This is a genomic window from Shimia sp. (assembly GCF_049116215.1).
In the GTDB taxonomy this organism is placed as follows: domain Bacteria; phylum Pseudomonadota; class Alphaproteobacteria; order Rhodobacterales; family Rhodobacteraceae; genus Shimia.
This window is the reverse complement of record NZ_JAGDZB010000002.1, coordinates 551,296-576,513: the sequence shown is the minus strand read 5'-3', so window position 1 is coordinate 576,513 and position 25,218 is coordinate 551,296. Positions and strand designations below refer to the sequence as shown.

Sequence of the window (25,218 nt, the reverse complement as noted above, 5' to 3'; positions counted from 1 at the left end):
CATGCGCTCTGTCACCAAAGACAACATCACCGACGTTTTCACATCCTATTTTGGCGATGACACGGACCCGCGAGTCAAAGAAGTGCTTTCAGGTTTAGCACGTCACATCCATGATTTTGCTCGTGAGGTGAACTTGACCCACGACGAGTGGCGGGTAGGGATCGACTTTCTGACGCGGGCAGGGGAGATCACCAGCCCTGAGCGACAGGAGTTTGTGTTGCTGTCCGATGTCATGGGCCTGTCCTCGCTGGTGGACATGTTGCACTCCACACCGGAGGCCACCAGTTCCTCCGTGCTTGGCCCGTTCCATGTGTCCAATCCGCCGCCGCTTGCAGTTGGGGGGGATATGAAACGGGACTATGAAGGCGAGACCGTGCTTGTTGAGGGAATCGTGCGCGATACGGAGGGTAATGCGATTCCGGGTGCCCAGATTGACATCTGGCAGACTGCACCCAACGGGATGTATTCCAGTCAAGACCCGGAGCAGGATATCCATTCGTTCCATGGATTGATGACTGCTGATGAAAATGGACGCTATGCTTTCACCACGGTGCGACCTGTGGAGTACACCGTGCCCTCAGATGGGCCGGTTGGCGATATTCTCAATGCGGCGGGGCGGCATCCTTGGCGTCCGTCGCACTTGCATTACATCGTAACCGCCGAGGGGTTCCGCTCTCTGGTGACCGAGGTGTTTCCGGACGATGATCCGTATCTGGATCAGGACACGGTGTTTGGCGTGCGCGGGGATTTGGTCATGACCTATGTCCCGCAGCCTGCGGGCAGCTTCCCAGATGGATTTGAGCTGTCCGGCAAGGTCGATGGGCCTTACGCGCGGGTCGATTTTGATCTGGTATTGGCAAAAGCATGAGTGGTGTTGGCCTGTCCTTATGGGCAGGCCAACTGCCTACTCTGGGGTGTCAAACTGCGCCGTTAGGAAGTCGCCGGTTTGCCGATAATGTGAAATCAAGCGTTCCACCGCTAGATCGGCGTTGCGTTCGACTGTTGCTGCCAAAATGTCTGCGTGTTCATTGCTGACGTCCCGCTTTTGATAACCCGATGCGCGGCCCGCGAGGTAGCGGTAGCGCACATTCAGATCATACAGTTGATTGCAGAACCTGAGCAAAATTGGGGAGTCACAGGCGGATAGCAGTGCCATGTGAAAGGCTTTGTGGCGCTCCTCAAAGGCTTCCACGTCATCCCGGTCTTGCCGCACCATACGGTGGTGGGCAAGCACAAGGCTTTCCTCCCAGGTTTGATTGCCGTATGTGATGCCGCGCCGCAGGGCCATCTCTTCGAGGTGGCAGCGCAACATGAGGATCTCTTCGAAATTGCCGCGGCTTGCCGAGGCTGTCCGAAACCCGCGCTGGTCTAGGCGTTCAACCAGTTGATCACTGACCAAAAGGCTCAGTGCTTCGCGGACTGGAGAGGCTCCGGTGTCCAGCGTCTTTCGCAGCGTGTCGATTTTGAGTTTCTCGCCAGGGGACAGCTCCCCAACGACGATCATTCGACGCAACGCCGCATAAGCTTGCTGCGTGGCGGACCCGGTTTCGCCGGTCGGCCTGACTGGCGGTGTTTCGACTGGATTAAACATAAGTTCAAAATATCGAAATTATGAGTTTTTGCAATGAAAAATCGCAAATTCACAGTGCTGTCTTCGCCTTGAGAGGGGGGGAATCCCATCGCGGGCTTCCGAACAATCAATGCTGTCTAAACCAACTTCTGCCTTAAGGGAATGGTGCGCGGGGCGTGTTCGTCAATGGCTCGCTTGAGGAGTGTAGTAACTTTTCGGGCGTTAAGTTTCAGATTTCTTTGACCGGCATTTTGCATTAGCTTTGGAAGCGAACGCGCCAATTGGCGCCAGAAGGACAGGCAATGAGTGAGCCCAAAATCAAAAACATGGAAGATTTCGCGGCGATTAGTGGGATCTCCCGGCCAACCATCTCGAAGTACTTCAACGATCCGGAGAGCGTGCGGAAAACCACGCGTGCGCGCATCGAAGCGGCGTTGGAGCAATACAATTATCGACCCAACATTTACGCGATCAACCAAAACCGGCGACAGACAAAAAACATCGGCCTGGTGGTACCCAATCTGACCGACCCGTTTTTTGCCGGCATTGCACGGACAATTGAAGGCATGATTTTAAAGGTGGGATTTAATCCGCTGTTGCTGAGTTCTCATGCCGGGACAGAGCAGGAAATCGCTAACCTGGACAGTTTGCGCGCGATCAAGCCTGCAGGGGTGCTTCTGGCCCCATTGGGACGCGCGTCTGACACGGCACGAGTGGCCGAGTTCGCCGAAGAAGTTCCGACGGTTCTTTTTGATGCCAATCTAGACGGGATCGGGGAGGCTTTCTTTGGTTCGGACAACGATCAGAGTATTGAATTGATTGTCGAATACTTATGTCGGACTGGGGAACCTCCGGTGTTTTTTGAGTTGAAAACCCCCATCAACCCCAACGCTTACAAGCGGCGAATAGCCTATATCGCGGCGATGGAGCGTTTGGATCAAGAGCCACATTTAATCCAGGCAGATGGCGAGGGCTGGGACTTTGAAGAGATTGGATTTCGGGAAGGCAAACGGCTGATCACAAAGCGTCTTTTGCCGACCAACACCGTGCTTTGTTCCAATGACCGTTTGGCCATCGGCTTTCTGTCGGCGGCCTATGAAAATGGTCTGCGTGTTGGGCTGGGGGCGGGCAGTGCACTGCGCGTAGCGGGACACGACAACCATCCATTTTCGCAATACACCTGCCCGTCTTTGACCACGGTTTCTCAGGATTACGATTCCATTGGGGCGCGGAGTGTGGAGACGCTTTTGGGGCTTATTGAGTCGGGGCAGCGTGCAAAAACACGGGATGTTACGTTGTTTGAGGGGCGATTGATTATGCGCGGTTCTGCGTAAGGTGTTGATTTTACATACGTAACTTTAAAAATTTACGCGCGTAAAATTTTAAATTGACGCAGTGCGATCTTTAGCGCTACGCTGTGAATGCAACATCCAGAGACAGGGAGGATCGGATGTCCTATAGAAACGCGCTTGGTGCGGTTAGTGCCATGACCTTGATGGCCGGTGCAGCTGCTGCTGACACCAGCCTGACAATTGCGATCGTGAACAACGGTCACATGATCAACATGCAAAAGGTTGCTGAAGCCTACACAGCAGAGACCGGAGTGGAACTGAATTGGGTTTCGCTGGAGGAAGGTGTTCTGCGGGAGCAAGTGACCTCTGATACGGCCACCGGTGGCGGTCAGTATGACATCATCAACATTGGCATGCAGGAAGCCCCTATCTGGGGTGCAGCAGGCTGGATTGAGCCGCTCAAGTTCGGCGCGACATATGATGAAGGGGACATCTTGCCAGCGATCCGTGCGGGTCTGAGCCACGAGGGCCAGATGTATGCGGCGCCGTTCTATGGCGAGAGCTCCATGGTAATGTATCGCAAAGACCTCACAGACGCCGCGGGTGTTAAAATTGCCGACAACGACAGTTGGGATAATGTGAAAGCCGCAGCTGCCGCAATCCACAACCCAGATGATGGTGTTTACGGCGCATGCCTGCGCGGAAAACCCGGCTGGGGCGACAACATGGCCTTTATCACGACAGTGGTGAACTCCTTTGGCGGCGCTTGGTTTGACAAAGACTACCGCCCAACCATCGACAGCGACGAGTGGCGCGCTGCAATCAACTTCTACGTTGATCTGCTTGGAAATTACGGCCCTCCAGGCTCAGAAGGCAACTCGTTCAACGAAATTCTAGCTCTCTACAACGAAGGCAAATGCGGGATGTGGATCGACGCCACCATTGCGGCGTCCTTCCTGGAAGTAGACGGCGTTGCTTACGCGCAATCGCCAAATGCGGGTAACCCGGTTGGCGCCAACTGGCTCTGGGCATGGGCTATGGCCATCCCGGCAGGCTCTCCAAATGCGGAAGCTGCGGGCGACTTCATTGAGTGGGCGACCTCGAAAGAGTATGTGCAAGCAGTAGGCAACCACCCAGAGTTTGGTTGGGGTTCAGTTCCGACAGGACAGCGTGCTTCGACTTATGCGCTGCCAGAGTTCCAGGCTGCGGCAGGCTTTGCCAAAGCTGAGATGATGGCGATTGAAAGCGCCGCGCCACAGGCGACGGATCTGAAGCCATACGTGGGCGTCCAATTCGCTGCAATTCCTGAGTTCCCGGAAGTGGGCTCTGCTGTGGCGCAAGAAATGGCGGCTGCATTGTCCGGTGCCAAGTCAGTGGATGAAGCTCTTGCCGCATCTCAGGCAGCAGCCGATGCGATCATGAAAGAGGCAGGCTACTACTAAGCCTCTTCTCCCCGGGAGGGTCACGGTCCCCAGCGTGGCCCTCTTTTTAGTTAGTCGCTGACTTGCTCATTCAACGCAGCGACACGTACCCTTCACCCAATTGCAACCTATGAACAACGCGCTGAACGAATTTGTCGTTTTGCGAGGAGGAAAGCCTCATGTCTAAGAGAACGCTTCCTAGGCTCCTTCAAACACCAGCGGTCTTATTGCTTTTGGTTTGGATGCTGGTCCCGCTTGGAATGACCCTTTATTTTTCCTTCATTCGCTATGTGCTTAACAGCCTACGGCGACCTGAATGGACCAGCCCCAGTTTGAGCAACTGGCGGGGTTTGGGGAACTACGAATTTGTCCTCAAGTCCAAAGACTTTTTGCTCGCGATCCAAAACAGCCTCGTCATTGTTTGCAGCATCCTTTTTTTGACCGTGATCCTCGGTGTGCTGATCGCCGTGTTGATCAACCGTGCCTTTCCGGGCCGTGGGATCGTTCGCGTGCTGCTGATTTCACCTTTCTTTGTCATGCCTGCCGTAAACGCCGTTCTGTGGATCAACATGATCCTCGATCCTGTGCTTGGTCTACAGGGCATCGCGGTGGGCAGCATCAACGACATGGTTGAGGGGCTGCGCGATGCGCCGCTTGTGGGCTGGTTTTTCTCACTTTGGCCGGAACTCACACCGATCTCTTTCCGCGCCACTCAAACTTCCGCCCTTGCGGTCATCATTATGGTGACATGGCAGTGGACACCTTTTGCGGTGCTGATTTTTATGACCTCGCTGCAATCTGAAGACCAGCAACAGAAAGAGGCCGCCGTGCTGGACGGAGCAGGGCCATGGTCACAATTCCGCTTTCTCACCTTGCCGCACTTGGGACGCCCAATAGCCATCGTTGTGATGATCCAGGCGATTTTCCACCTGTCGCTTTACGCCGAGATCGAAATCGTCAGCCGCGGCAACGGCAACAAAAACCTGCCGTACCTGATCGGCGAATTTGCCAACAATAACATCGGAGCTGCCAGCGCTACCGGCATCTTCGCAGTCATCCTTGCCAACATCGTCGCAATTTTCCTGCTGCGCATGATTGGCAGGACCTTGATGGAGTAACCGACCATGGCGATCGTTGCACAAAGCTCGAAACTTTCGAATGTCCTCTGGCCAGTGCTGGCCTGGATCGTGGGCCTACTGTTCTTCTTTCCAATCTTCTGGATGGTGCTGACCAGCTTCAAAACAGATGCTGATGCAGTGAAACCAGAGTATCTGCTCTGGTTCACGCCGACGCTCGAAAACTATCTCAATATGACCGAAAACTACGACTACTGGCGCTTTGCGCGCAACTCGGTCATTACCTCGGTCTTCGCCACTATCTTCACGCTTGTGGTGGGTATTCCGGCGGCCTACGCCATGGCGTTCAACCCGACCAAACGTACCAAAGATGTGCTGATGTGGATGTTGTCGACCAAGATGCTGCCCGCTGCCGCAGTGCTGTACCCGATGACGTTTTTGACCAAGAGCCTTGGTTTGTTTGACACCCACTTTATGATCATTTTTGTGCTCAGCCTGATCAACCTGCCGATCGTGGTCTGGATGCTCTTCACCTACTTCAAAGAGATCCCCAAGGACATCATAGAAGCTGGCAAAATGGACGGCGTCGATACGCTTGGGGAGATCAAGGAAATCCTGATCCCGCTGGCTTGGGGTGGCATCGCCTCAACCGCTCTGCTGTGTTTCATCTTCTGCTGGAACGAGGCGTATTGGACGGTGCGTCTGACCACCACCGACGCTGCCACGCTCTCCAAACTCATCGAAGGCAACCGCGCACCCGAAGGCCTATTCTTTGGCCGCCTGTCGGCTGTCTCCACCGCCGCTGTCGGCCCCATCGTGGTGCTTGGCTGGTTCTGTCAAAAACAATTGGTCCAAGGCCTGACCTTTGGCGCCGTGAAGTAAGGAAACATCATGGGACGCATTCAACTTGAAAACGTGACCAAGTCGTTTGGCGATGTGGAAGTTATTCCACCGTTGAACCTGACCATTGAAGACGGTGAGTTCGCGGTTTTCGTAGGGCCGTCAGGCTGCGGTAAATCCACATTGCTCAGGCTGATTGCCGGGCTAGAGGAAACAACCTCCGGCAACGTCGTCATTGACGGAGAAGACATGACAGAGGTGCCGCCCTCCAAGCGTGGGTTGGCAATGGTTTTTCAGTCCTATGCGCTTTATCCGCATATGACGGTGCGCAAGAACATTGCCTTTCCAATGCGCATGGCCGGTGTTGGTGAGAACGAGCAGGAAAAGCGCATAGCCGCGGCGGCCAAGGCGTTGAACCTCACAGATTATCTGGACCGCAAGCCAGGGCAGCTCTCCGGTGGACAGCGACAGAGGGTCGCCATCGGTCGTGCCATTGTGCGCGATCCCTCGGCCTTCCTTTTTGATGAGCCGTTGTCGAATCTGGATGCTGCCTTGCGCGTGGGGATGCGTCTTGAGATCAGCGAGATGCATAACCGGATGCAAACCACGATGATCTATGTGACCCACGATCAGGTCGAAGCCATGACCATGGCTGACAAGATTGTGGTGCTGCAGGCCGGCGTCATCGAACAAGTTGGCTCTCCGCTGGAGCTTTATCACAAACCACGAAACAAGTTTGTGGCCGGCTTTATTGGATCCCCCAAGATGAATTTCATCGTCGGTGAGGAGGCTGCCAAACACGGCGCGCATACCATTGGTATTCGCCCTGAACACACCGAGGTCAGCACGACCGAAGGTATGTGGAAAGGGGTGGTTGGCGTGGCGGAACATCTTGGATCCGACACTTTTATCCACGTGCATGACACGGGGCTCGCAGAGACGTTCACGGTGCGCATCACCGGCGACATTGCTGTGCGCCATGGCGACACCGTTTATTTGACGCCGCAGGCTGATCAGATCCACAAATTTGACACAGACGGACTCCGCATCGCGTGAGGCCGCCCTATGCCCTTTAACCCAGCCGCAAAGAAAGAAGAGCTGATGGGATATCCCGCGAGGAGATCGGAAACGATGAAACTCAGCAACGCGACACTTCAGGACATGCCGGACGGTGTTCTTGTGCCGACTTACGATCGCGCGGCGCTCGCCCCGGGGATCGTGCATATTGGCGTCGGCAACTTCCACCGCGCGCATCAGGCGTGGTATTTGCACCGCCTTATGCAACAAGGCAAAGCGCTGGATTGGGCCATCATCGGCGCAGGAGTGCGGGATTATGACAGCGGGCAACGCGATAAGCTGGCGGCTCAGGATTACCTCACAACCCTGATCGAACTGGACCCGGCTGGCACCTCTGCAGAGGTGGTTGGCGCAATGGTGGATTATGTGCCGATCGAGGAGGGCAATCGGGCCTTGATCCGCCAACTTTCCGACCCGCAAATCCGGATTGTATCCCTGACCGTGACTGAAGGGGGCTATTTCCTCGACCCAGCCGACAAACGGTTCTCGCCCACGCACCTCGACATTCAGCATGACGCGGTCCACGGTGACACCCCTCGCACCGCTTTTGGCGTCATTGTCGCAGCGTTGAAGGCGCGGCGGGCCGCGGCCATTGGTCCTTTCACTTGCATGAGCTGTGACAACTTGCCAGGCAATGGGCGCATTCTCAAAGAGGTTGTGATCGGCCTAGCCAAGCTAAGTGACTCTGATCTGGCACAATGGATTGCAGAGACTGTTAGTTTTCCGAATTCCATGGTGGATTGTATCGTACCCGCCACCGGACCTGGAGAAGTGGCCATGGTGCAAAGCATTGGCGTTGACGATGCAGCGCCCGTGACACATGAGAACTTTCGTCAATGGGTGATCGAAGATGATTTTTGCGCGGGTCGCCCGCCCCTGGAGGAGGTTGGCGTAACGGTTTCAGATCGTGTGCACGACTATGAGGCGATGAAACTGCAGTTACTTAACGGCGGTCATCAGGTGATTGCGGCTCCAGCCGAAGTATTGGGGCTTCACACAATCGCAGACGCGATGCGCGCACCTATGATCAAGGCGCTGCTTCGAAAAGTGGCGCTTGAAGAAGTTCTGCCCCATATCACGCCCGTGCCAGAGATCACACCAGAAGCCTATGTGGATCTTATCGACGCGCGCTTCTCCAATCCCGCGATGGTCGACACCGTCAGACGGGTGGCGTTTGATGGATCCAGTCGTCACTCAGGGGCCGTTCTGCCGATCATTCGAACTGCGTTGGCCGCTCGGACGCCTACCGATGGTCTGGCCCTGTCTCAGGCGTTGTGGGCGCGCATGTGTTTGGGCGTGCGGGAAGATGGCAGCAAAATCGAGGCCAATGACCCGGATTGGGCGCGTCTCTCTAAGGCTGCCATTGCCGCCAAGCAGACGCCGCAAGCATGGTTGGAGCAACGGCATATTTACGGCGACATCGCCGACCATTCAGGATTCTCAGCGGCATTTTCGCGGTTTCTTGCGCAGCTTTATTGCGACGGTGTTGACGCCACCATTGCGGGCTACGTTGCCAGTTGAGATCATGCGCCCTCATTACTCAAAGTAGGATTTGAGCGTGGGGCGTTGATCATGGTTGCTTAGTAAGAAGCTTCCTTGAATTGGCTTTACCGGAAAAATCAGCCTATTGCGCAAAAGGTAAACCGCCTGAAGACTGAGGGCCCGGAATTGGTTGATCTGACCAAAAGGGCAGCAAGGTGCGATCGCATGAACCAAGGTCGGCGCCATGGTCGATGAGCCCAGCCAAATTGTTAGACCTTTAGAAACAAAGGGGGCTGGACACACATTCAGAACCGGCCTTATAGCTAATTTGGTAGAAGATTTTTTATTCACCAAATTTGCCTCTTCCACCATCGATAAATCCAAGATGGATGATGCATTGCTCATTCAAAGCAAAGGTTGGCAGATTTGGGACACTTTTCGAAATCCATCTGCACCACTGCAACTCGGCAATTTACTGAACTTGACCGGCATCTTTGGGCCGTTCCTGACGCTCGACACCGTCTGACTTCAGCGCTTAAGGGTCCAAATAGGGCAATTTGATAAGAGAGGGTTTCTGGCTCATCGTAACCACCAAGGAGCAGAGATGAGACGGAAATCCGAAGCGGATTTAATGAAGGCTGAATTGCAGGAGTGATCAACGAGCGGCGGCGAGGTAGAGCTGCGTGAGACTGGGGAAGCCCGCCATCAACCGGCTCCGGCAATGTGTCGCTCCTTGTTGTCGTTACAATTGCACCCAATCGGCTGGTGGTTTGCCTTTGCCCGGATGCACCTCTCCACACGACGGACAGGTGCGATTTTCGATGCTGTTGTGAAACCGGTCGTAGATTTTTGGCAGGGCGGTCACGATGCCTTCTGGGCCGTCCAGGGCCACTTCTTCCCGATGCACCAGCCCTTCGCAGTTGAAGCAGAACCATTCAAAGCCTTCTTTCATACCGAGCTGTCGTGGGGCTTCAACCACAATGCCAATCGAACCTTCTTGCGGCCGTTGCGGGGCGTGGCGCACATGTGGGGGGAGCATAAAGACTTCGCCTTCGCGCACCGGCACATCATAGATTTTGCCGCCATCCGCAATCTTGAGCATCATGTCGCCCTTTTGCTGGAAAAACCACTCCTCCACCGGATCGTCATGGAAATCGACGCGGGTGTTGGGGCCGCCCACCACCATCACAATCATGTCGCCTTCTTTGTGCAAAAGCTGATTGCCAACCGGCGGGCGCAGTTTGTCCGCATTTTCCGCAACCCATTTTTTGAAGTTGAACGGTTTCAAGGTTGGATGTGTGGCCATGTGACCCTCCCTAAATGTCCGCGCGATGCCTGCGCCGCGCGCGTGTTGGCATCAGGCTAAGGGATTTTGCGGCAAGGAAATATGAAATTTGGGGAAAGTGGCTATCCGCTTTTGGAATATGCCTCAGGGCGCGAGCAGTAAGGCGGTGCCAATCATCGCCAGCACCATGGCGAGCAACAACCGTGCAAGCGCCACGTTTTCTTGAGTAGGGCGCCACCGCATCAGCACAGCGGCAAACAACACATCCATGGCGCCCAGCACGGCCACGGCGGCCACCGTGGTGTGTTTGAGCGCAAAGAACTGCAGTATCTGCCCGGCACTGAGCGCAAAGGCGGTGATCCAATGCGCCGCTGTCCGGTCGACCGTGATGTGATGCCAGCCGGACAAACGGCCTTGCCGCAACACTGTTCCAGAAGCGACCCAGACAGCGGCCACCGACGCGCCGATGGCGGTGCCCAATGCTGCGTCTGGCAGATACAACAATCCAAGGCCGCGCAGGGTATAGGCCATTGCATAGGCAAAGGCGGACAATGCCCCAAGCACCACCCAGCCACCCAACGGCGTTTTATTGGGGGTGAGATAGAATAGCACCCCTGCAAGGACAAACGCGCCGCCGACCAAAACCTGTGGGCCGGGCGTTTGTCCGAGCACAACAAAGGCACAGGGCAGGGCAAAGACCGGCACCAACCGACGCAACAGTCCTGCGTTGACTGCCCCCGCGTCCTCGGTCACGCGATACATGGTCTGACGGCCCAACACATTGGCGCAGAGCCCGGCGCAGGCAAAAATCAGCAGCGCCATTCCACCCGCGCCAGACACGAGCACGTCGCGAGAGGCGTCTGCGGTGAATAGCCAAAGCCCCCAAGAACAGACTGCCGTCACCACAATGGACAGAAAAACGCCGTTGTCGCCTCGCGCCTGTGGTTTCGCTTGGATAATGGACATCCCGGCCACGCCGTAGGCGGCAGCCGCAAGCAGGGCCAGCGCTTCGCCTATCATCGCCGGATCAGAGCTGTAGCCCGCAATCTTCAAAAGCGGCACTGGTGGCGGCTTTTTCGGCTTCGGTTAGGTCCAGCATCGGGTGACGCACCCGACCGCCGACCTGTCCCAGCAACTCTTGCCAGTATTTGCCGTGGGCGGTGGGTTTGCCAGCGGGTTTGCTATTGCGGATCGCTGCTCGTACTGGCTCAAGGCTGTCGCGCACCCGGCGGGCCTGATCGAACTTTCCGGCAAAGGCCAGCTCGGTGTATTCGTGCATCCGGCGGTCATTTTTGGTTTGCAGCTGGTAGGGAGGGGACGAGCAAAGGTACAGCTGCCAGCCCAGCTCTTCGATGTTGGCAAGCCAGTCGTCTTCCTGCGAGGTTGAAACCAGAATTTTGTCGCCTACCATCTTGGTCAACCGGGCATACATCTCGCGCGGCACCGAATATTTGATCGCCATGATGTTGGGCAGGTCCGCAATCCGGGCGCAGGTTTCCGGTGTCATCAGGTAACCGCTGTCCGGATGGCTCCACATGGCGATGCCAATGTCGAGCCGGTCACAGAGGCACTTGTAATAGTTATACAAAACCTCGTCGCGGTCTTGGCAAAAGCTCAGCATCGGGGCATGGACAACCACATAGTCCGCACCGCAGTCCTGGGCGTGTTGGCCAAGTTCCAGAACGGTCTGCACGCTCTGATCAGAGATCGACATAATGGTGCCAGCCTTGTCGCCACATTCTTCCACCGCAATCGTCATGTTGCGCTTGCGCTCATCCAGCGACATAGACCAGAACTCACCCTGCTTCCCGGCAATGAACAGCCCCTGAATGCCAAGATCATCGATCCAGTGGCGGATGTTGCGGCGCAAACCGGCTTCGTTCAGCTCCAATGTCTCGTCAAACGGATTGAGCGCAGCCGCCCAAATGCCGCGCATGGTTTCACGGGAATAGGCTTTGGCTTCATGTTTGGCGTATTTCATGGCGACACTCCGATCCGGCAGAGAGGGGGAGCCGGTTTCTTGGCTCTTTGCAGACCTGATAGGCCACGGATGCGGCCCCGCACTAGCCGCATCTCGAGAAACTGGTTATCCAAAATTTTGATAACAGAGAGCGCTCTCTTCCACTATATTGATGGGGTACTTGGAGAGACACATGAAAATCGGCATCATCGGGGAAGGCGCAATCGCTCGCTACGTGGCAGAGGCTTTGCAGCAACGCGGCTGGGGACCCCATGCGGTTCTGGCGCGGACGGCACAGGCCAAGGATACGTCGCTAACGGATGTTGTACGCGTCACATCGGTGCCGGAGTTGCCTGCCGAGATTGTTTTGGTGTTGGACTGCGGCGGTCACGCGGCATTGACACAGCACGGGTCCGCGCTTCTGGCGAGGGGCACCGATGTGATCACCCTGTCCTTGGGGGCGTTGGCTGATGCCACTTTGGAAGAAACACTCACGCAGGCCGCGCAATCCGGCGGCGCGCAGCTGCATCTGGCCAGTGGTGCTATCGGCGCCTTGGACAGTTTGCGGGCCGCCAAGGTCGGGGGGCTAAAAGAGGTCACCTACATTGGCCGAAAGCCGCCACTTGGATGGCAAGGCTCACCGGCGGGGGCCCAACTGGATCTTGGCAGCCTGTCCGCGCCCACCGTGCACTTTGAGGGCACCGCACGTCAGGCGGCGCTGTCGTATCCCAAAAACGCCAATGTTGCGGCTGCCGTGGCGTTGGCGGGCACAGGCTTTGACGAGACACGCGTCAAACTGGTGGCGGACCCGATGATCACGGCCAACATTCACGAGGTGCAAGCCGCAGGGGCCTTTGGGCAGTTCTCGTTCCGCATCGAAGGCAGCACCTTGCCCGACAATCCCCGCAGTTCGGCTCTGGCCGCGATGAGCATGGTCGCCACTGCCGAGCGCCTTCTTTCTCCTATGTCGATGTGAGGACCTGCCATGGCCGCCCGTCACACCCGGATTGTAGAGCGTGCTTTGACCCGCCTGAAGCTGCGGCAATTGCGACTGTTGGTCGCCGTTGGTCAGCATGGCAGCATTCAAAGCGCCGCGCGGGATCTGAGCATCTCGCAACCGGCTGCCACCAAGATGATCCAGGATCTGGAGCTCGATTTTGAGGTGAAGCTGTTTGAGCGCACCAATCGGGGCGTGGTGCCCACGGTGTTTGGCGACTCCCTCATTCGGCATGGCAAGCTGATCTTTGCGCAGGTTTCGAATGCGGCGCAGGAACTGGACGACTTGAACGAGGGCAATGCCGGTCGGGTGGTCGTTGGCACCTTATTGGCAGCGTCACCGTCTCTGCTGCCGCTGGCGGTGGAGCAGTTGTTAAAAGACCGTCCCAAAGTGGCGATCAAGATTGTCGAAGGCACCAATGAAGTCCTGATGCCGGCGCTGCTGTCCGGCGAAATCGACATGGTGGTGGGGCGGTTGCCAGACCATCGGCACCGTCAGCACACCAGTCAGGAGAAGTTCTTTGACGAACGGATTGTGGCTGTGGTGGGCACCCAGCATCCGCTGGCGGCGCGGGCCAACGTCAGCTTTGACCAACTTAAGCCCTATGGCTGGATCCTGCCGCCCATCGAAACCACCCTGCGTCGGCAATGTGACCAGTTTTTTGTGCGCCAAGATCAATACGCACCAGAGACGGCCATTGAATCCGTGTCTTATCTGGCCAACCGGTCTTTGCTGCGATCTCACAACTTTATTGGGTTGATGCCGGCCCATGTGGCCGCGCTCGACATTCAGAATGGTCTGCTGGCAGCGCTGGATTGGGTGGCCCCGTTTGGGGCAGGGCCGGTTGGGGTGTCTTATCGCGGCAGCCAAAGCCTGTCTCCGGCCAGTGCGGCCTTTCTGGAGGCGCTGCGCGGCGCCGCAGAGGAGATGCATGGGCGCATTGAGGCGCTCTGATATTCGTCATTGTTATAGCTGGATTTGCTCAATTCTGTTGCGGCAAGGCGCTGGGCGCAGGACTTATGGGGGCAAGTCAAGGACGACAGCGAGGGCGGCATGCACACCTATCCAGACCTGCAACTTTTCATCAACGGACAGTGGCGCGACAGCACAAAGACCCTTCCAGTTGTGAACCCCGCGACAGAAGCGGTGCTGGGCCAGTTGCCCTGTGCCAGCTATGCCGACCTGGAAGACGCCTTGCGGGCGGCCAAGGCAGGGTTTGAGGTCTGGCGCAAGACATCGCCCCGCGCGCGGGCGGACCTGATCGTGAGGGCCGCTGCCATCATGCGGGACCGTCAGGAAGAGATTGCGCAGAGCATCACAGCCGAACACGGCAAGCCCTTGTTACAAGCCCGGCTGGAAGTCATCCGCGGCGCCGAGTTTTTTGAATGGGACGCTGGCGAAGCCATGCGCACCTATGGCCGGGTGATCCCCTCCGCCGCGGGAGGCAAAATTTCGGTGCATCACAGCCCCATTGGGGTGGTCGCGGCGTTTTCGCCTTGGAACTTCCCGATGAGTCAACCCGCCCGCAAAATTGCCGGAGCGCTGGCCTCCGGCTGTTCCGTCATTCTCAAAGCTGCCGAAGAAACTCCCGCCGGGGCGATCCACATCGTGCGGGCGTTTGAGGAGGCCGGACTGCCTCCGGGCGTGCTGAACCTTGTGTTTGGTGTGCCCTCCGAGATTTCCGAGTACCTGATCCCGCAGCCCTCCGTGCGCCTTGTTGCCCTCACCGGCTCCACACAGGTCGGGCGGCATTTGACCGGTCTCGCCGCGCAGAGTGACACGCGGGTTCTGATGGAGCTGGGCGGCCATGCGCCGGTGATCGTTTGTGAAGACACCGACGTGGAACAGGCCGCAATCAGCGGTGCGGTGCGGAAAATGCGCAACGCCGGGCAGGTCTGTACCTCACCCACGCGGTTTTTCATCCACGAGAGCATTTTTGACCACTTTGTAGACACCTTTGTGGCCCGCGCCGCCGCCACGATTGTGGGCAACGGGATCACCGACGGTGTGGAAATGGGTCCAACCGCAAACAAACGGCGCATCCCCGTACTGAGCGCTTTGGTCGAAGACGCCGTGGCCCAGGGCGCAAAATTGCGCACAGGCGGCGGACAGCACGGCGACACCGGCTATTTCTTCCATCCCACGGTGCTCACAGATGTGCCAAGTTCCGCCCGGATCATGCAGGAAGAGCCGTTTGGCCCGATTGCGGTGCTCAATCCGGTCGGCAACCTGGATGAAGCAATTGCACAGGCCAATGCGGTGCCATACGGGCTCGCGGGCTATGCCTTTACCAACCGCGCCGACTACATTGATCGTCTGATCGACGAGATCGAAGTGGGCAACTTCTCAATCAACACGCTGGAGGCGTCCCTGCCTGAAACCCCGTTTGGGGGCGTGAAGTCCAGCGGCTACGGCCGCGAAGGCGGCATCGAAGGGCTGGAGAGTTATCTGACTGTGAAAAACGTCTGGCACTCCGCTGTCATCGCTTGAGCCTACAACCTCCCTACGCACTCTTTCGCCCAAATGAGCAAGCAACACCATGACTGACTTCTCCAAAACCCGCGCCATGTTCGACATCCCCGAAGGCATGATCTACCTCAACGGCAACTCGCTTGGTCCGATGCCGAAAGCGGCACCGGAGCGCATGCAGCGTTTCCTGATGGATGAGTGGCGCACGGACCTGATCCGGGGGTGGAATACCCGCAACTGGTTCATGCAGACCAACACATTGGGCGATCGGGTGGGGCGACTGATCGGCGCGTCCGACGGCAGCACCGTCGTGGGCGACACGCTCTCGATCCGCGTGTTTCAGGCGGTGGCAGCGGGGCTGGCCTTGGTGCCTGAGCGCAAGGTGATCCTGTCAGACAACGGCAATTTCCCCACCGACCTTTATATGGTTGAAGGGCTAATGAAGCTCAAAGACGCGGGGTACGAGCTGCGCATCCCTGATCCAGAAAACGTGCTCGACAACATCACCGAGGAAGTTGCAGTGGTGATGGTCACGGAGGTGGACTACCGGACCGGACGGCGTCACGACATGAGTGCCATCATTGAAAAGGCCCATGCGCGGGGCGCGGTGGTGGTTTGGGATCTGGCCCATTCCGCTGGCGCCATTCCGGTGGATGTGGTGGGGCTGGACGTGGATTTTGCTGTGGGCTGTACCTACAAATACCTCAACGCTGGCCCGGGTGCGCCAGCCTTCATCCACGTGGCACCACGCTTGTTGAGTGTGGTCGAAAGTGCGCTGTCGGGGTGGTATGCCCATGAGGCTCCGTTTGCCTTTGACACCGATTTCCGTCCGATGCCGGATGCGATTGAACGTATGCGCATTGGCACGCCTTCCATCGCATCCTTTGCCCTTTTGGATGCTGCGCTGGACGTGTGGGACGCGGTGGACATGGAAGACCTGCACCGAAAGTCCATCGACCTGAGTGAGCTGTTTATCCGTGAAGTGGAAGCCCGTTGTCCGGGCGTGACGTTTGCCGGTCCAAGAGACCCGCAGGCGCGCGGCAGCCATGTGTCATTCCGTTTTGAGCATGGCTACGCCTGTATGCAGGCGCTGATTGCCAATCAGGTCATTGGCGATTTCCGCGCGCCGGATGTGATGCGTTTCGGGATCACGCCTTTGTTCATCGATCAGGCTGACATCCTGAAGGCCGTAAACACATTGGAAAGTATTCTGAAAAACGAAACCTGGCGCGAAGAGCGGTTCCAGGTGAGGGGCAAAGTGACATAGCCTTCTAGGCTGAAGACCAAAATCGCGGCACTCTTGGATACAGGAGTGTTGGCACCCCAACGCGGGTCGCTTGTGCTGGGAGGCATAATCGCGCGGTGAGGGGGGCTTGACCAGGGCGCAGCCGAGTAGAGTTTGGCTCGGCATTCTCCGAAAACCTCCCATGTTCAAAAAAGCTTCAAGAAATCGACATGATTTCTTTGAGAGGCACTCGTAATTCCGGTTTAAGCAAGCTGGGGAATTACAGTGCTGAAAATTGAGAAACTGACCAAAGCCTTTGGGCCCAATGTGGCTGTTGATGCGGCCAGTGTTGCGGTGGATAGGCCCGCGATGATTGGCATTATTGGCCGATCCGGTGCAGGCAAATCCACGCTGTTGCGCATGTTGAACTGCCTGACCGAGGCGACCTCAGGACGGATCGTGTTTGATGGCCGTGACATTACCTCGCTTAAGGGGCGGGCTAAGCGCCATTGGCAAAGCGAATGCGCGATGATTTTTCAGCAATTCAATCTTGTGCCGCGTATGGATGTGGTGAGCAACGTGTTGCATGGCACGCTGAACCAGCGCAGCACGCTGGCGACGCTGTTCAACCTCTTCCCAAATGAGGACATCCACCACGCCATCGATATTCTCGACCGGCTTGGCATTGCCGAGCACGCCGCGAAGAGAGCCGAGGCGCTCTCAGGGGGGCAGCAGCAGCGTGTCGCCATTGCGCGTGCGTTGATGCAGGATCCCAAGATCATTCTTGCAGATGAACCCATTGCTTCGCTGGACCCAATGAACGCGCAGGTGGTGATGCAATCATTGCGTCAAATTCACGAAGAAGATGGCCGCATGGTCATCGCCAATCTGCACACGTTGGACACCGCCCGCCGCTACTGCGACCGGGTGATTGGGATGCGTGACGGACGGATCGTTTTTGACGGCACTCCGGCGCAACTGACCACCGGCGTGGCGCGCGACATCTATGGCGCAGATGCCTCCTTTAGCGAAGCAGCCACCTCGACCGAGATCGAGACGCTGGACCGCACCGCCGAAGAACGCGCCAATCTCGAACTTGCCTGACTTTCATCATGCTTCACGCAAGCGAACTGCGTGGGGATTTTACCAACTGGAGAGAAGACGATGAAAAAACTGCTAGCTGCCGTACTGGCAACCACCGCCCTGACCACACCTGTTGTGGCAGAAGAAATCAGCGAATTCCGCATTGGCCTGTTGGGCGGCGAAAACGCTCAGGACCGTCTGAACAACAACGAGTGCCTGCGTGCAAAGACTGAAGAAGTGTTGGGTGTTCCAACCAAACTCTTCGCGCCGGCAGACTACAACGGTGTGATCCAGGGCTTGCTGGGCGGTACCATCGACATGGCATGGCTGGGTGCATCCGGCTACGCCAAAACTTATTTGTCCGACCCGGAAGCGGTTGAGCCGATCCTGGTGAAAGTAAACGTAGACGGCGGCTACGGCTACTACTCCATCGGTTTTGCCCGCAAAGACAGCGGCATCACCTCGCTGGAAGACATGAAGGGCAAGACCTTTGGCTTTGGTGATCCAAACTCCACCTCCGGCTTCCTGATTCCGTCCATCGAAATTCCTGAAGCGACCGGCGCGACCATGACCTCTGGCGATTACTTCGGCGAAGTAAAGTTCTCCGGCGGCCACGAGCAGACAATTGTTGGTGTGAACAACGGTGACTTCGATGGCGGTGTGACCTGGGCTGACGGTCTGGGCGAATGGGAAGACGGCTACAATTCCGGCGCGCTGCGTCGCGCGGTTGATGCGGGTCTCGTGGACATGAATGAACTGGTTAGAATCTGGCAGTCCAAACCGATCCCAGAAGGTCCGATTGTGCTGCGCAAAGCGCTGCCTGAGGATGTGAAGGTGAAGTTCACGGCCTTGATGGCGTCCTTGCCGTCCATTGATCCGGACTGTGCCTACGGCGTGCTGTCCGGCGAGGCCAAAGGTGTGATGCCAATTGGCCATGATGCCTACGAAGTGATCATCGAAGCGCGCAAGCTGAAGTCCAACTAAGCGTCGCGACAAAAGACGTGACAGGCCCTGCCACTTCTCGCGGGGCCTGTTTTCTTGAATGAAAGGGCGGTCATGACAGATCAGGCTTCAAGCGCTTTGGACATCCGCGCCGATTATATGGCGCAGGTGCGACGCAAACGAATGATGGATGGCATCATCCTTGTGGTGTTCATCGCGTTGATGGTGACAGGGTTCATGATAGCGGATGACCGCAACGCGGGTGGTTTCTGGGACGGTCTGCATCGTCTCTTTGACTTCCCCAAAGAGGTACTGAGCGAGGCCATTGAGAAAATCAATGAGCTACCTGCCAACCTCTGGACATTTTTGCCTTCGTTGACCGAGACCATCAACATCGCCGCCGCCTCCACACTCTTGGGCGCAATGCTGGGCATGTTGCTGTCGCTGCTTTCCACGCGCGGCATGGCGAAGTGGCCGCGTCTGATCCCGGTGTTTCGTCGAGTGATGGACGTCATGCGCGCCATGCCGGAGATCGTGATTGCGCTGGTGCTGATTTTTGTGATGGGCGGCGGGCCGGTGCCTGCGATGATTGCCATTGCGTTCCATACAGCGGGCGCGCTGGGCAAGCTGTTCTCTGAGGTCAACGAGAATGCCTCCCTTAAGCCGGTCGAGGGGTTGCAATCGGTTGGCGCTTCCTGGTCACAGCGGATGTGGCTTGGCGTGATCCCGCAGGTGGCCCCGAACTATTTCAGCTACGCGCTGCTGCGTTTTGAAATCAACATCCGCGCCTCTGCCATCCTTGGCTTCGTTGGAGCCGGCGGTATTGGCTACGAACTGCGCAACGCCATGAGCTGGGGCAAAGGTCAGTATGACGACGCTATGGCAATTTTCCTCTTGTTGTTCCTGACCATCGTTGCAGTCGATCAACTTTCCTCCGTGGTGCGCGAGCGCTTGACCCACGGCAAAACTCAGAAAGTGGCGTCATGACCATCACAGCCAATGATACCGATCTGCTGAAGGTCGAGGCCGACCGCCTGTTCAGTCGTAAGAAGCTGATGAGCTTCAGCGCGCCCGCCGTTGTACTTGCTTATCTGACCTACATTTTCTTTGCTTTTGACATTCCGGGACTGGCGCAGCGGTTTGAAGTGGATAACGCCCGCGCCTTGGTGGCGGACAGCTACAGCTACAAGACACACGTCACGCGTGACAATCGCACCGAAGAGATCAGTGCCGCCATAGAAGGTGAGCGCAAGGGTACTTATCCAGCGGGCACCGCGCCTGAGTGGGTGACCCGTGGCGAGACCGAGACGGTCATTGATTTGGGAGACGGTCACGTTGTGACCTTTGGGGCGGACAATTTTGTCAGTTACGCCATTCCTGAATATGGGACTGTAACGGCGCAGCCGAGCCGCGCGAAAGGTGTGCAGGCGGTGTTGCCAACTGACGAAACTCCAGAGTGGATCAACGCGTCAAAAAATCGGATGACCATCACCACAGAGGCCGGGCGTCTGACCATCACGCGCAACCGGACAGAAGTGTTCCGCTACTTTACCGGATGGGAGCTGTTCTTCTTCACGCTGGACAGCCCTTACTCCGGCCTCAGCATTGGCGAAGTGATGTCGCGCGCTCTGGGCGGCGAACATGCCCAGATCTGGCAAGACTTCTGGACCAACAAGATGTGGCGGCATCAGGATGTGGCATGGGCGATCTTTGAAACCATCTTAATGGCCTTTCTTGGTACAATGGGCGCCGCGATGGTGGCATTGCCACTGGCGTTTATGGCGGCGAAGAACTTCTCGCCATTTATGGTAGTGCGCCAGGTCACACGTCGGTTCTTTGACTTTTTCCGCGGCGTGGATGCGCTTATCTGGACCATTGTTTTGTCCCGCGCGTTTGGACCTGGACCCCTGACCGGCGCTTTGGCGATCTTGATCACAGACACTGGCAGCTTTGGCAAAATGTTCTCGGAAGCGCTCGAAAACGTGGACAAGAAGCAGATCGAAGGCATTCAGTCGACAGGGGCGAAGCCAGTGCAGCGCTACCGTTTTGGCGTGATCCCGCAGATCACTCCGGTCCTGCTCAGCCAGGTTCTCTATTATCTGGAATCAAATACGCGCAGCGCTACTATCATTGGCGCCATTACCGGGGGCGGCATTGGCTTGATGCTCACCCAGGCGATGATCACGCAGAAAGACTGGGAAGAGGTAACCTACTACATCGTGCTGATCATCCTGATGGTGATGGTGATGGATTGGTTCTCCGGCTGGCTGCGCCGCAAGCTCATCAGCGGCGACGACAGGGGTCATTGAAGGGGCGCGTCCGGCGGTAGTTTTTGCGGGATCGCCGCCGCCGGATGTCCAAAATCAATTCGAACGGGAGCCAAAAAAATGCCCAAACTCTCAGCCGACACACCGCTGATCCATGACAATTGTATTCTGCATGACGCTACCTTTGGACGCTATGTGGAGATCGGGCGGAGCAGCCGGATTATCTCTGCACATTTTGATGATTACTCCTACTGTGACCGGATGGCTGAGGTGGCCAATGCCCAGATCGGCAAATTTGCCAACATTGCTGCCTTTAGTCGGATTGGGGCGACAGACCATCCGATGGAAAACGCCTCTTTGCACCACTTTCTCTATCGGTCTGACGACTATTTTGACGATGCAGAGCCGGATGAGGCGTTTTTTGCGCATCGCCGCAGCCGGGTTGCCAAAATTGGGCATGACACCTGGATTGGGCATGGCGCTATGATCAAACCAGAGGTCACGCTGGGGCATGGTTGCATCGTGGCCAGCGGGGCCGTGGTGACCAAAGATGTGCCGCCCTACATGATTGTGGCGGGCATGCCGGCCACGCCTATGCGGCGGCGGTTCAGTGAGCCCGTTGCAGACCGTCTGCTTGATCTGGCGTGGTGGGATTGGGAGTATGCGCGACTGCGCGCGGCGCTTGCCGATTTCCGCGCGTTGAAGGCAGAAGCCTTCCTAGAAAAATATGAGTCCTGAGGGTGGCTCAGGACTCTGACAAGGTAAGTGTGACCCGGTCACCGGCGAACCATGTGGTGCCGAACTCGATTGGAGACTGATTGGCATCCACGTTGACGCCGATAGACCGCAAGATCGGATCACCCTCGTTCAGGCGCAGGTGGAGTGCCTGTGTCGCGGTTGCGCGCTTGGCCGTGAGACGTGTCCAAGCGCGGGTGTAATCCGGCACACTGTTGGCTTTGAGGGCTGCTGTGACCGACTGCAGGTCTGCCAATTGGTCTGTGAGCATCGGAAAGCGCGCGGCAGGGAAGACGCTGCGGAACACGGCGATGGGTTGGTCGTCCGCAAGCGAAAGTCCGTCATAGACATGCACGCGGGCATTGTCTGAGAGCTGCAACGCTTCTTTTTCCGATGTATCAGCCGCGCGGGTTTCCAGGTGCAGGACCTCCTTGCCGGGCAGTCGCCCCGCTTGCTCAAGATTGCGGTGGAAGCGGACGCGTTTGCCAATGGCATAGTCCGTGGGCACTTGCGCCACAAAGACGCCAGCGCCACGCCGCGCATGCACCAAGCCATTTTCGGACATCGATTTTATCGCGTGCCGCACGGTGTGGCGGTTGACGCCAAATCGCGCCGAAAGTTCTGCTTCGGTAGGTAGTTTTTCTCCGGGGGCGTAGCGGCCTTCGGTGATGTCTTCCGTCAGAGAAGAGGCAATCGATTGCCAGATTGGGGTGCGTTTGGTGGTCATGGGGTGGTCAGGGTCTGCACAGTGTCATGAAAATTTCATGGGCCTCAGGATTGCGCGACTCGCATCGCACGGCTAGGATTTGTCTAGTTGTATAGTAAGGTAGACAAATTCACAAGGTGTCTAGATGACCGCAGAAAATAACAGACGCGCCTGGATGTCGCTGCTCGCCAAAGCGCCCGCAGATCGACTGAGCGCGCTTTGGCAGGCATATGGCGCTGCCCCGAAGTTCCACTGGCTACGCGCGCCAGAAATTGGCGCGAGCATGGTGCGCGGGCGCCTTGGAGGCACTGGCGCGCCATTCAATCTTGGCGAGATGACGCTGACGCGCTGTGCCTTGCAGCTAGAGAGTGGCGAGGTGGGGCACGGCTATGTGCAGGGGCGTGACAAGCAGAAGGCAGAGATTGCCGCGCTGGTGGATGCGTTGATGCAGGGGCCGGAAGCGGCGGCAGTGGAAGCCGCTGTTCTAGAGCCGTTGGGCGCAGAGATGGCGGAAGTCAAAACCGCGCGTGCGGAGAAGGCTGCGGCCACTAAGGTGGATTTCTTCACCATGGTGCGGGGAGAGGACTGATGAAGGCAGATGTTCTGAAAGGCGGATTTGCCAATGCGCCGGTGGATGCCGCGCATGCGTTTCGCGCAGCGATGAATGTGATGGCACGGCCAGGCACGATCGAAACCATGGAAGGCGCTGAGCCGCCTGCACCGATGTCGGCGGCCGCTGGGACGTTGATCCTGACGCTGTGTGATCCAGACACACCGCTGCATTTGGCTGGCGACTGGGATTGCCAGGAAGTGCGAGACTGGGTCGCTTTCCACATTGGGGCGCCCATCGTAGGGGCCACACATGCGATGTTTGCGGTTGGCGACTGGGACGCTCTTGCGCCGCTCAACCGCTTTGCGATTGGCACACCGGAATATCCGGATCGTTCAGCGACATTGATTGTGGAGCGCGAGACACTTGGGGCCGCGGGCGCAAATTTGCGCGGACCTGGCATCAAGGAAACCGCCGTGATGGCTTTGCCTGAGACAGAAGCGTTTCAGATGAATGCGCTGCTCTTCCCACTGGGGCTCGATTTCTTCTTTGCCAGCGGAGATCAGGTATCTGCGCTGCCGAGAACAACAAAAGTGGAGGCAGCCTGATGTATGTTGCAGTGAAAGGCGGCGAGCGCGCGATTGACAATGCGCATGCGTGGCTGGCCGAAGAACGCCGTGGAGATCTGAATGTCGCGGAACTGTCCGTTGCACAGATCCGCGAACAGCTGAGCCTTGCGGTGAACCGGGTGATGGCCGAGGGATCGCTCTATGATCCGGATCTGGCGGCGCTCGCAATCAAGCAGGCGCGGGGCGATATGATCGAGGCGATTTTCTTGATCCGCGCCTATCGCACCACCTTGCCGCGGTTTGGGGCATCTGCGCCGGTTGAAACCGCTGACATGGCCTGTGATCGTCGGATTTCGGCGACCTTCAAAGACGCGCCGGGCGGGCAAGTTTTGGGGCCAACGTTTGACTACACCCACCGTTTGCTGGATTTTGCGCTGGCCGCTGAAGGCGAGGCTCCCGCGGTTGAGCGCGGTGAAGCACGCGCAGAGCCGACGCCGCATATCACCGAGTTTCTCAACAAAGAGGGGCTGATTCAGACGGAAGTGGACTCGGAAGACGTCCCTGGGGATTTGACACGCGAGCCGCTTGAATTACCTGCCAATCGCCCGCTGCGGCTGCAAGCGCTGACACGCGGCGATGAGGGCTTTGTGCTGTCGATGGCCTATTCCACGCAACGTGGATATGCGCGCAACCACGCTTTTGTGGGCGAGTTGCGTATCGGCAAGATCCCTGTCGAGATGGAGATTCCTGAACTGGGGTTTGCCATTGAGGTTGGCGAGATCGAGCTGACCGAATGTGAGACGGTGAACCAGTTTCAGGGCAGCAAAACTGAGCCCCCCCAGTTCACGCGCGGCTATGGCTTGGTCTTTGGGCAATCCGAGCGCAAAGCAATCTCCATGGCTCTAGTGGACCGCGCGTTGCGTTGGGAAGAGTTGGGTGAAGACAATCTTGGTGCACCGGCACAGGACGAGGAGTTTGTCCTTTATCATTCCGACAACATTCAGGCGACGGGCTTTTTGGAGCACATCAAACTGCCACACTACGTGGACTTCCAATCTGAACTGGAACTGATCCGCAAGCTGCGGCGTGAAGCGATGGAAAACGTGGCGCCGGTGCAGGAGGCAGCGGAATGAGCCTAGTCCATGCCCCCGCTAGAACCCCCGCTGTTGTCGGCGCGAACTTCTACGTCAAAGGCGGCCATCTGTCCCAAATTGGAGCGCTCGACTGTGTCCGAGTTGGGTTTGGCGCGTGCCGGTATGCCCGATTTTGGCGGGCGGTTGGACAGTTTGACTGCGCCCCAGACCATTGCGGTGAACAGCAGGATTGTAATGACTTCGCCCAACATGAGCCTCTCCCAAGCCAACTTCAGAAAGTTGTATGGTTCTACAAAGGCCTTGGTGGCGTCAATCACGGCGTAGCTCGAGGCGGGTGCAAAACTGTTTCAAATGCAAGCTTTTGGTCAGTAATTTGCGCCGGCGGTTCAGAAGGTGTCCGGCGGCACGTTCCGGTCATTGTTACGGCGCGCATCAATGCGCTTTTGCACCGGGTGCTTGCGCTTACTGCTTGGATTGCGCAGCGAGAGCCACAACACACCGCCGACGAGTACTGCACCAAACACAATCGAGGCGAGGGTTACAAAAGAGTCTTCGCTCATATCCCATCTTTCGTCATT

The 25,218-nt window shown here is 57.3% G+C and carries 27 protein-coding genes; 20 read left to right on the top strand and 7 right to left on the bottom strand.

Going from position 1 to position 25,218, the window contains the following annotated elements; translation table 11 throughout:
* Position 1 precedes the first annotated feature (1 nt).
* Positions 2-868, top strand: a complete 867-nt coding sequence (locus tag JXR15_RS08455) for a dioxygenase (RefSeq protein WP_422052790.1) — start codon at positions 2-4, stop codon at positions 866-868.
* Positions 869-904: 36 nt separating this feature from the next.
* On the opposite strand, the gene JXR15_RS08450 is transcribed toward JXR15_RS08455, so the two are convergent.
* The gene (locus JXR15_RS08450) at positions 905-1,591 is read right to left on the bottom strand and encodes a GntR family transcriptional regulator (RefSeq protein WP_422052789.1); all 687 of its coding nucleotides are present in this window, start codon (positions 1,589-1,591) and stop codon (positions 905-907) included.
* Between the two features lie 281 nt (positions 1,592-1,872).
* Between JXR15_RS08450 and JXR15_RS08445 the strand changes: the two genes are divergently transcribed.
* From JXR15_RS08445 to JXR15_RS08415, 7 genes are all read left to right on the top strand, one after another.
* A complete protein-coding gene (locus tag JXR15_RS08445; RefSeq protein WP_422052788.1) occupies positions 1,873-2,904 on the top strand; it encodes a LacI family DNA-binding transcriptional regulator in 1,032 nt (343 codons plus the stop codon).
* A 116-nt stretch (positions 2,905-3,020) separates the two neighbouring features.
* Positions 3,021-4,304, top strand: a complete 1,284-nt coding sequence (locus tag JXR15_RS08440; protein ID WP_422052787.1) for an ABC transporter substrate-binding protein — start codon at positions 3,021-3,023, stop codon at positions 4,302-4,304.
* A 239-nt stretch (positions 4,305-4,543) separates the two neighbouring features.
* On the top strand, positions 4,544-5,401 hold the full coding sequence (locus JXR15_RS08435; RefSeq protein ID WP_422052786.1) for a carbohydrate ABC transporter permease: 858 nt from the start codon (positions 4,544-4,546) through the stop codon (positions 5,399-5,401).
* A gap of 6 nt (positions 5,402-5,407) precedes the next feature.
* Positions 5,408-6,241, top strand: a complete 834-nt coding sequence (locus tag JXR15_RS08430) for a carbohydrate ABC transporter permease (RefSeq protein ID WP_422052785.1) — start codon at positions 5,408-5,410, stop codon at positions 6,239-6,241.
* Between the two features lie 9 nt (positions 6,242-6,250).
* Positions 6,251-7,255, top strand: a complete 1,005-nt coding sequence (locus JXR15_RS08425) for an ABC transporter ATP-binding protein (protein ID WP_422052784.1) — start codon at positions 6,251-6,253, stop codon at positions 7,253-7,255.
* 75 nt (positions 7,256-7,330) lie between these two features.
* Positions 7,331-8,797 (top strand): mannitol dehydrogenase family protein, encoded by a 1,467-nt coding sequence (locus JXR15_RS08420; RefSeq protein WP_422052783.1) that lies wholly within the window; start codon positions 7,331-7,333, stop codon positions 8,795-8,797.
* 205 nt (positions 8,798-9,002) lie between these two features.
* The gene (locus tag JXR15_RS08415; protein ID WP_422052782.1) at positions 9,003-9,284 is read left to right on the top strand and encodes a hypothetical protein; all 282 of its coding nucleotides are present in this window, start codon (positions 9,003-9,005) and stop codon (positions 9,282-9,284) included.
* Between the two features lie 216 nt (positions 9,285-9,500).
* Here JXR15_RS08415 and JXR15_RS08410 read toward each other — a convergent pair whose 3' ends face one another.
* The 3 genes from JXR15_RS08410 to JXR15_RS08400 form a co-directional block, all read right to left on the bottom strand.
* Positions 9,501-10,064 carry a 3-hydroxyanthranilate 3,4-dioxygenase gene (locus JXR15_RS08410; protein WP_422052781.1) on the bottom strand — a complete coding sequence of 188 codons (564 nt, stop codon included), beginning with the start codon at positions 10,062-10,064 and terminating at the stop codon, positions 9,501-9,503.
* A gap of 123 nt (positions 10,065-10,187) precedes the next feature.
* Positions 10,188-11,105 carry an EamA family transporter gene (locus JXR15_RS08405; protein ID WP_422052780.1) on the bottom strand — a complete coding sequence of 306 codons (918 nt, stop codon included), beginning with the start codon at positions 11,103-11,105 and terminating at the stop codon, positions 10,188-10,190.
* On the bottom strand, positions 11,071-12,024 hold the full coding sequence (locus JXR15_RS08400) for a dihydrodipicolinate synthase family protein (RefSeq protein WP_422052779.1): 954 nt from the start codon (positions 12,022-12,024) through the stop codon (positions 11,071-11,073). Before JXR15_RS08400 ends, JXR15_RS08405 begins: the two co-directional genes overlap by 35 nt.
* A 172-nt stretch (positions 12,025-12,196) precedes the next feature.
* Between JXR15_RS08400 and JXR15_RS08395 the strand changes: the two genes are divergently transcribed.
* The 9 genes from JXR15_RS08395 (at position 12,197) to JXR15_RS08355 (ending at position 21,724) form a co-directional block, all read left to right on the top strand.
* Entirely contained in the window at positions 12,197-12,979 is a 783-nt protein-coding gene (locus JXR15_RS08395; RefSeq protein WP_422052778.1) for an aspartate dehydrogenase, read from the top strand.
* Positions 12,980-12,988: 9 nt separating this feature from the next.
* Entirely contained in the window at positions 12,989-13,954 is a 966-nt protein-coding gene (locus JXR15_RS08390) for a LysR substrate-binding domain-containing protein (protein ID WP_422052777.1), read from the top strand.
* 99 nt (positions 13,955-14,053) lie between these two features.
* Positions 14,054-15,490, top strand: coding sequence for an NAD-dependent succinate-semialdehyde dehydrogenase (locus JXR15_RS08385; RefSeq protein WP_422052776.1), 1,437 nt, complete (start codon positions 14,054-14,056; stop codon positions 15,488-15,490).
* A 49-nt stretch (positions 15,491-15,539) separates the two neighbouring features.
* Entirely contained in the window at positions 15,540-16,736 is a 1,197-nt protein-coding gene (gene kynU / locus JXR15_RS08380; RefSeq protein WP_422052775.1) for a kynureninase, read from the top strand.
* 243 nt (positions 16,737-16,979) lie between these two features.
* Positions 16,980-17,798 carry a phosphonate ABC transporter ATP-binding protein gene (phnC, locus tag JXR15_RS08375; protein WP_422052774.1) on the top strand — a complete coding sequence of 273 codons (819 nt, stop codon included), beginning with the start codon at positions 16,980-16,982 and terminating at the stop codon, positions 17,796-17,798.
* A gap of 60 nt (positions 17,799-17,858) precedes the next feature.
* Complete coding sequence (gene phnD, locus JXR15_RS08370) at positions 17,859-18,761, top strand: phosphonate ABC transporter substrate-binding protein (RefSeq protein ID WP_422052773.1); 903 nt, start codon at positions 17,859-17,861, stop codon at positions 18,759-18,761.
* A 72-nt stretch (positions 18,762-18,833) separates the two neighbouring features.
* Positions 18,834-19,706 carry a phosphonate ABC transporter, permease protein PhnE gene (phnE, locus tag JXR15_RS08365; protein ID WP_422052772.1) on the top strand — a complete coding sequence of 291 codons (873 nt, stop codon included), beginning with the start codon at positions 18,834-18,836 and terminating at the stop codon, positions 19,704-19,706.
* Entirely contained in the window at positions 19,703-21,028 is a 1,326-nt protein-coding gene (phnE, locus tag JXR15_RS08360) for a phosphonate ABC transporter, permease protein PhnE (protein WP_422052771.1), read from the top strand. The genes phnE (JXR15_RS08365) and phnE (JXR15_RS08360) overlap by 4 nt, the downstream gene beginning before the upstream one ends.
* Positions 21,029-21,106: 78 nt before the next feature.
* Positions 21,107-21,724 carry a chloramphenicol acetyltransferase gene (locus tag JXR15_RS08355; RefSeq protein WP_422052770.1) on the top strand — a complete coding sequence of 206 codons (618 nt, stop codon included), beginning with the start codon at positions 21,107-21,109 and terminating at the stop codon, positions 21,722-21,724.
* A 7-nt stretch (positions 21,725-21,731) separates the two neighbouring features.
* On the opposite strand, the gene phnF is transcribed toward JXR15_RS08355, so the two are convergent.
* On the bottom strand, positions 21,732-22,448 hold the full coding sequence (phnF, locus tag JXR15_RS08350) for a phosphonate metabolism transcriptional regulator PhnF (RefSeq protein ID WP_422052769.1): 717 nt from the start codon (positions 22,446-22,448) through the stop codon (positions 21,732-21,734).
* A gap of 124 nt (positions 22,449-22,572) precedes the next feature.
* Here phnF and phnG point away from each other — a divergent pair, with 124 nt between their 5' ends.
* From phnG to JXR15_RS08335, 3 genes are read left to right on the top strand one after another with little or no spacing between them, the layout of a single operon-like run.
* Positions 22,573-23,016, top strand: a complete 444-nt coding sequence (gene phnG / locus JXR15_RS08345) for a phosphonate C-P lyase system protein PhnG (protein WP_422052768.1) — start codon at positions 22,573-22,575, stop codon at positions 23,014-23,016.
* On the top strand, positions 23,016-23,585 hold the full coding sequence (gene phnH / locus JXR15_RS08340) for a phosphonate C-P lyase system protein PhnH (RefSeq protein ID WP_422052767.1): 570 nt from the start codon (positions 23,016-23,018) through the stop codon (positions 23,583-23,585). Before phnG ends, phnH begins: the two co-directional genes overlap by 1 nt.
* Positions 23,585-24,679, top strand: coding sequence for a carbon-phosphorus lyase complex subunit PhnI (locus JXR15_RS08335; protein ID WP_422052766.1), 1,095 nt, complete (start codon positions 23,585-23,587; stop codon positions 24,677-24,679). The genes phnH and JXR15_RS08335 overlap by 1 nt, the downstream gene beginning before the upstream one ends.
* A 2-nt stretch (positions 24,680-24,681) precedes the next feature.
* Here JXR15_RS08335 and JXR15_RS08330 read toward each other — a convergent pair whose 3' ends face one another.
* The gene (locus JXR15_RS08330; RefSeq protein WP_422052765.1) at positions 24,682-24,891 is read right to left on the bottom strand and encodes a hypothetical protein; all 210 of its coding nucleotides are present in this window, start codon (positions 24,889-24,891) and stop codon (positions 24,682-24,684) included.
* Positions 24,892-25,026: 135 nt separating this feature from the next.
* Positions 25,027-25,200 carry a hypothetical protein gene (locus tag JXR15_RS08325; RefSeq protein WP_422052764.1) on the bottom strand — a complete coding sequence of 58 codons (174 nt, stop codon included), beginning with the start codon at positions 25,198-25,200 and terminating at the stop codon, positions 25,027-25,029.
* Positions 25,201-25,218: the final 18 nt, after the last annotated feature.

What these genes read in the sequence shown, in the direction of transcription:
- JXR15_RS08455 (WP_422052790.1), top strand. Translation starts at nt 2, where the DNA reads ATGCGCTCTGTCACCAAAGACAACATCACCGACGTTTTCACATCCTAT.
- JXR15_RS08450 (WP_422052789.1), bottom strand. Translation starts at nt 1,591, where the DNA reads ATGTTTAATCCAGTCGAAACACCGCCAGTCAGGCCGACCGGCGAAACC.
- JXR15_RS08445 (WP_422052788.1), top strand. Translation starts at nt 1,873, where the DNA reads ATGAGTGAGCCCAAAATCAAAAACATGGAAGATTTCGCGGCGATTAGT.
- JXR15_RS08440 (WP_422052787.1), top strand. Translation starts at nt 3,021, where the DNA reads ATGTCCTATAGAAACGCGCTTGGTGCGGTTAGTGCCATGACCTTGATG.
- JXR15_RS08435 (WP_422052786.1), top strand. Translation starts at nt 4,544, where the DNA reads ATGACCCTTTATTTTTCCTTCATTCGCTATGTGCTTAACAGCCTACGG.
- JXR15_RS08430 (WP_422052785.1), top strand. Translation starts at nt 5,408, where the DNA reads ATGGCGATCGTTGCACAAAGCTCGAAACTTTCGAATGTCCTCTGGCCA.
- JXR15_RS08425 (WP_422052784.1), top strand. Translation starts at nt 6,251, where the DNA reads ATGGGACGCATTCAACTTGAAAACGTGACCAAGTCGTTTGGCGATGTG.
- JXR15_RS08420 (WP_422052783.1), top strand. Translation starts at nt 7,331, where the DNA reads ATGAAACTCAGCAACGCGACACTTCAGGACATGCCGGACGGTGTTCTT.
- JXR15_RS08415 (WP_422052782.1), top strand. Translation starts at nt 9,003, where the DNA reads ATGGTCGATGAGCCCAGCCAAATTGTTAGACCTTTAGAAACAAAGGGG.
- JXR15_RS08410 (WP_422052781.1), bottom strand. Translation starts at nt 10,064, where the DNA reads ATGGCCACACATCCAACCTTGAAACCGTTCAACTTCAAAAAATGGGTT.
- JXR15_RS08400 (WP_422052779.1), bottom strand. Translation starts at nt 12,024, where the DNA reads ATGAAATACGCCAAACATGAAGCCAAAGCCTATTCCCGTGAAACCATG.
- JXR15_RS08395 (WP_422052778.1), top strand. Translation starts at nt 12,197, where the DNA reads ATGAAAATCGGCATCATCGGGGAAGGCGCAATCGCTCGCTACGTGGCA.
- JXR15_RS08390 (WP_422052777.1), top strand. Translation starts at nt 12,989, where the DNA reads ATGGCCGCCCGTCACACCCGGATTGTAGAGCGTGCTTTGACCCGCCTG.
- JXR15_RS08385 (WP_422052776.1), top strand. Translation starts at nt 14,054, where the DNA reads ATGCACACCTATCCAGACCTGCAACTTTTCATCAACGGACAGTGGCGC.
- kynU (WP_422052775.1), top strand. Translation starts at nt 15,540, where the DNA reads ATGACTGACTTCTCCAAAACCCGCGCCATGTTCGACATCCCCGAAGGC.
- phnD (WP_422052773.1), top strand. Translation starts at nt 17,859, where the DNA reads ATGAAAAAACTGCTAGCTGCCGTACTGGCAACCACCGCCCTGACCACA.
- phnE (WP_422052772.1), top strand. Translation starts at nt 18,834, where the DNA reads ATGACAGATCAGGCTTCAAGCGCTTTGGACATCCGCGCCGATTATATG.
- phnE (WP_422052771.1), top strand. Translation starts at nt 19,703, where the DNA reads ATGACCATCACAGCCAATGATACCGATCTGCTGAAGGTCGAGGCCGAC.
- JXR15_RS08355 (WP_422052770.1), top strand. Translation starts at nt 21,107, where the DNA reads ATGCCCAAACTCTCAGCCGACACACCGCTGATCCATGACAATTGTATT.
- phnF (WP_422052769.1), bottom strand. Translation starts at nt 22,448, where the DNA reads ATGACCACCAAACGCACCCCAATCTGGCAATCGATTGCCTCTTCTCTG.
- phnG (WP_422052768.1), top strand. Translation starts at nt 22,573, where the DNA reads ATGACCGCAGAAAATAACAGACGCGCCTGGATGTCGCTGCTCGCCAAA.
- phnH (WP_422052767.1), top strand. Translation starts at nt 23,016, where the DNA reads ATGAAGGCAGATGTTCTGAAAGGCGGATTTGCCAATGCGCCGGTGGAT.
- JXR15_RS08335 (WP_422052766.1), top strand. Translation starts at nt 23,585, where the DNA reads ATGTATGTTGCAGTGAAAGGCGGCGAGCGCGCGATTGACAATGCGCAT.
- JXR15_RS08330 (WP_422052765.1), bottom strand. Translation starts at nt 24,891, where the DNA reads ATGTTGGGCGAAGTCATTACAATCCTGCTGTTCACCGCAATGGTCTGG.
- JXR15_RS08325 (WP_422052764.1), bottom strand. Translation starts at nt 25,200, where the DNA reads ATGAGCGAAGACTCTTTTGTAACCCTCGCCTCGATTGTGTTTGGTGCA.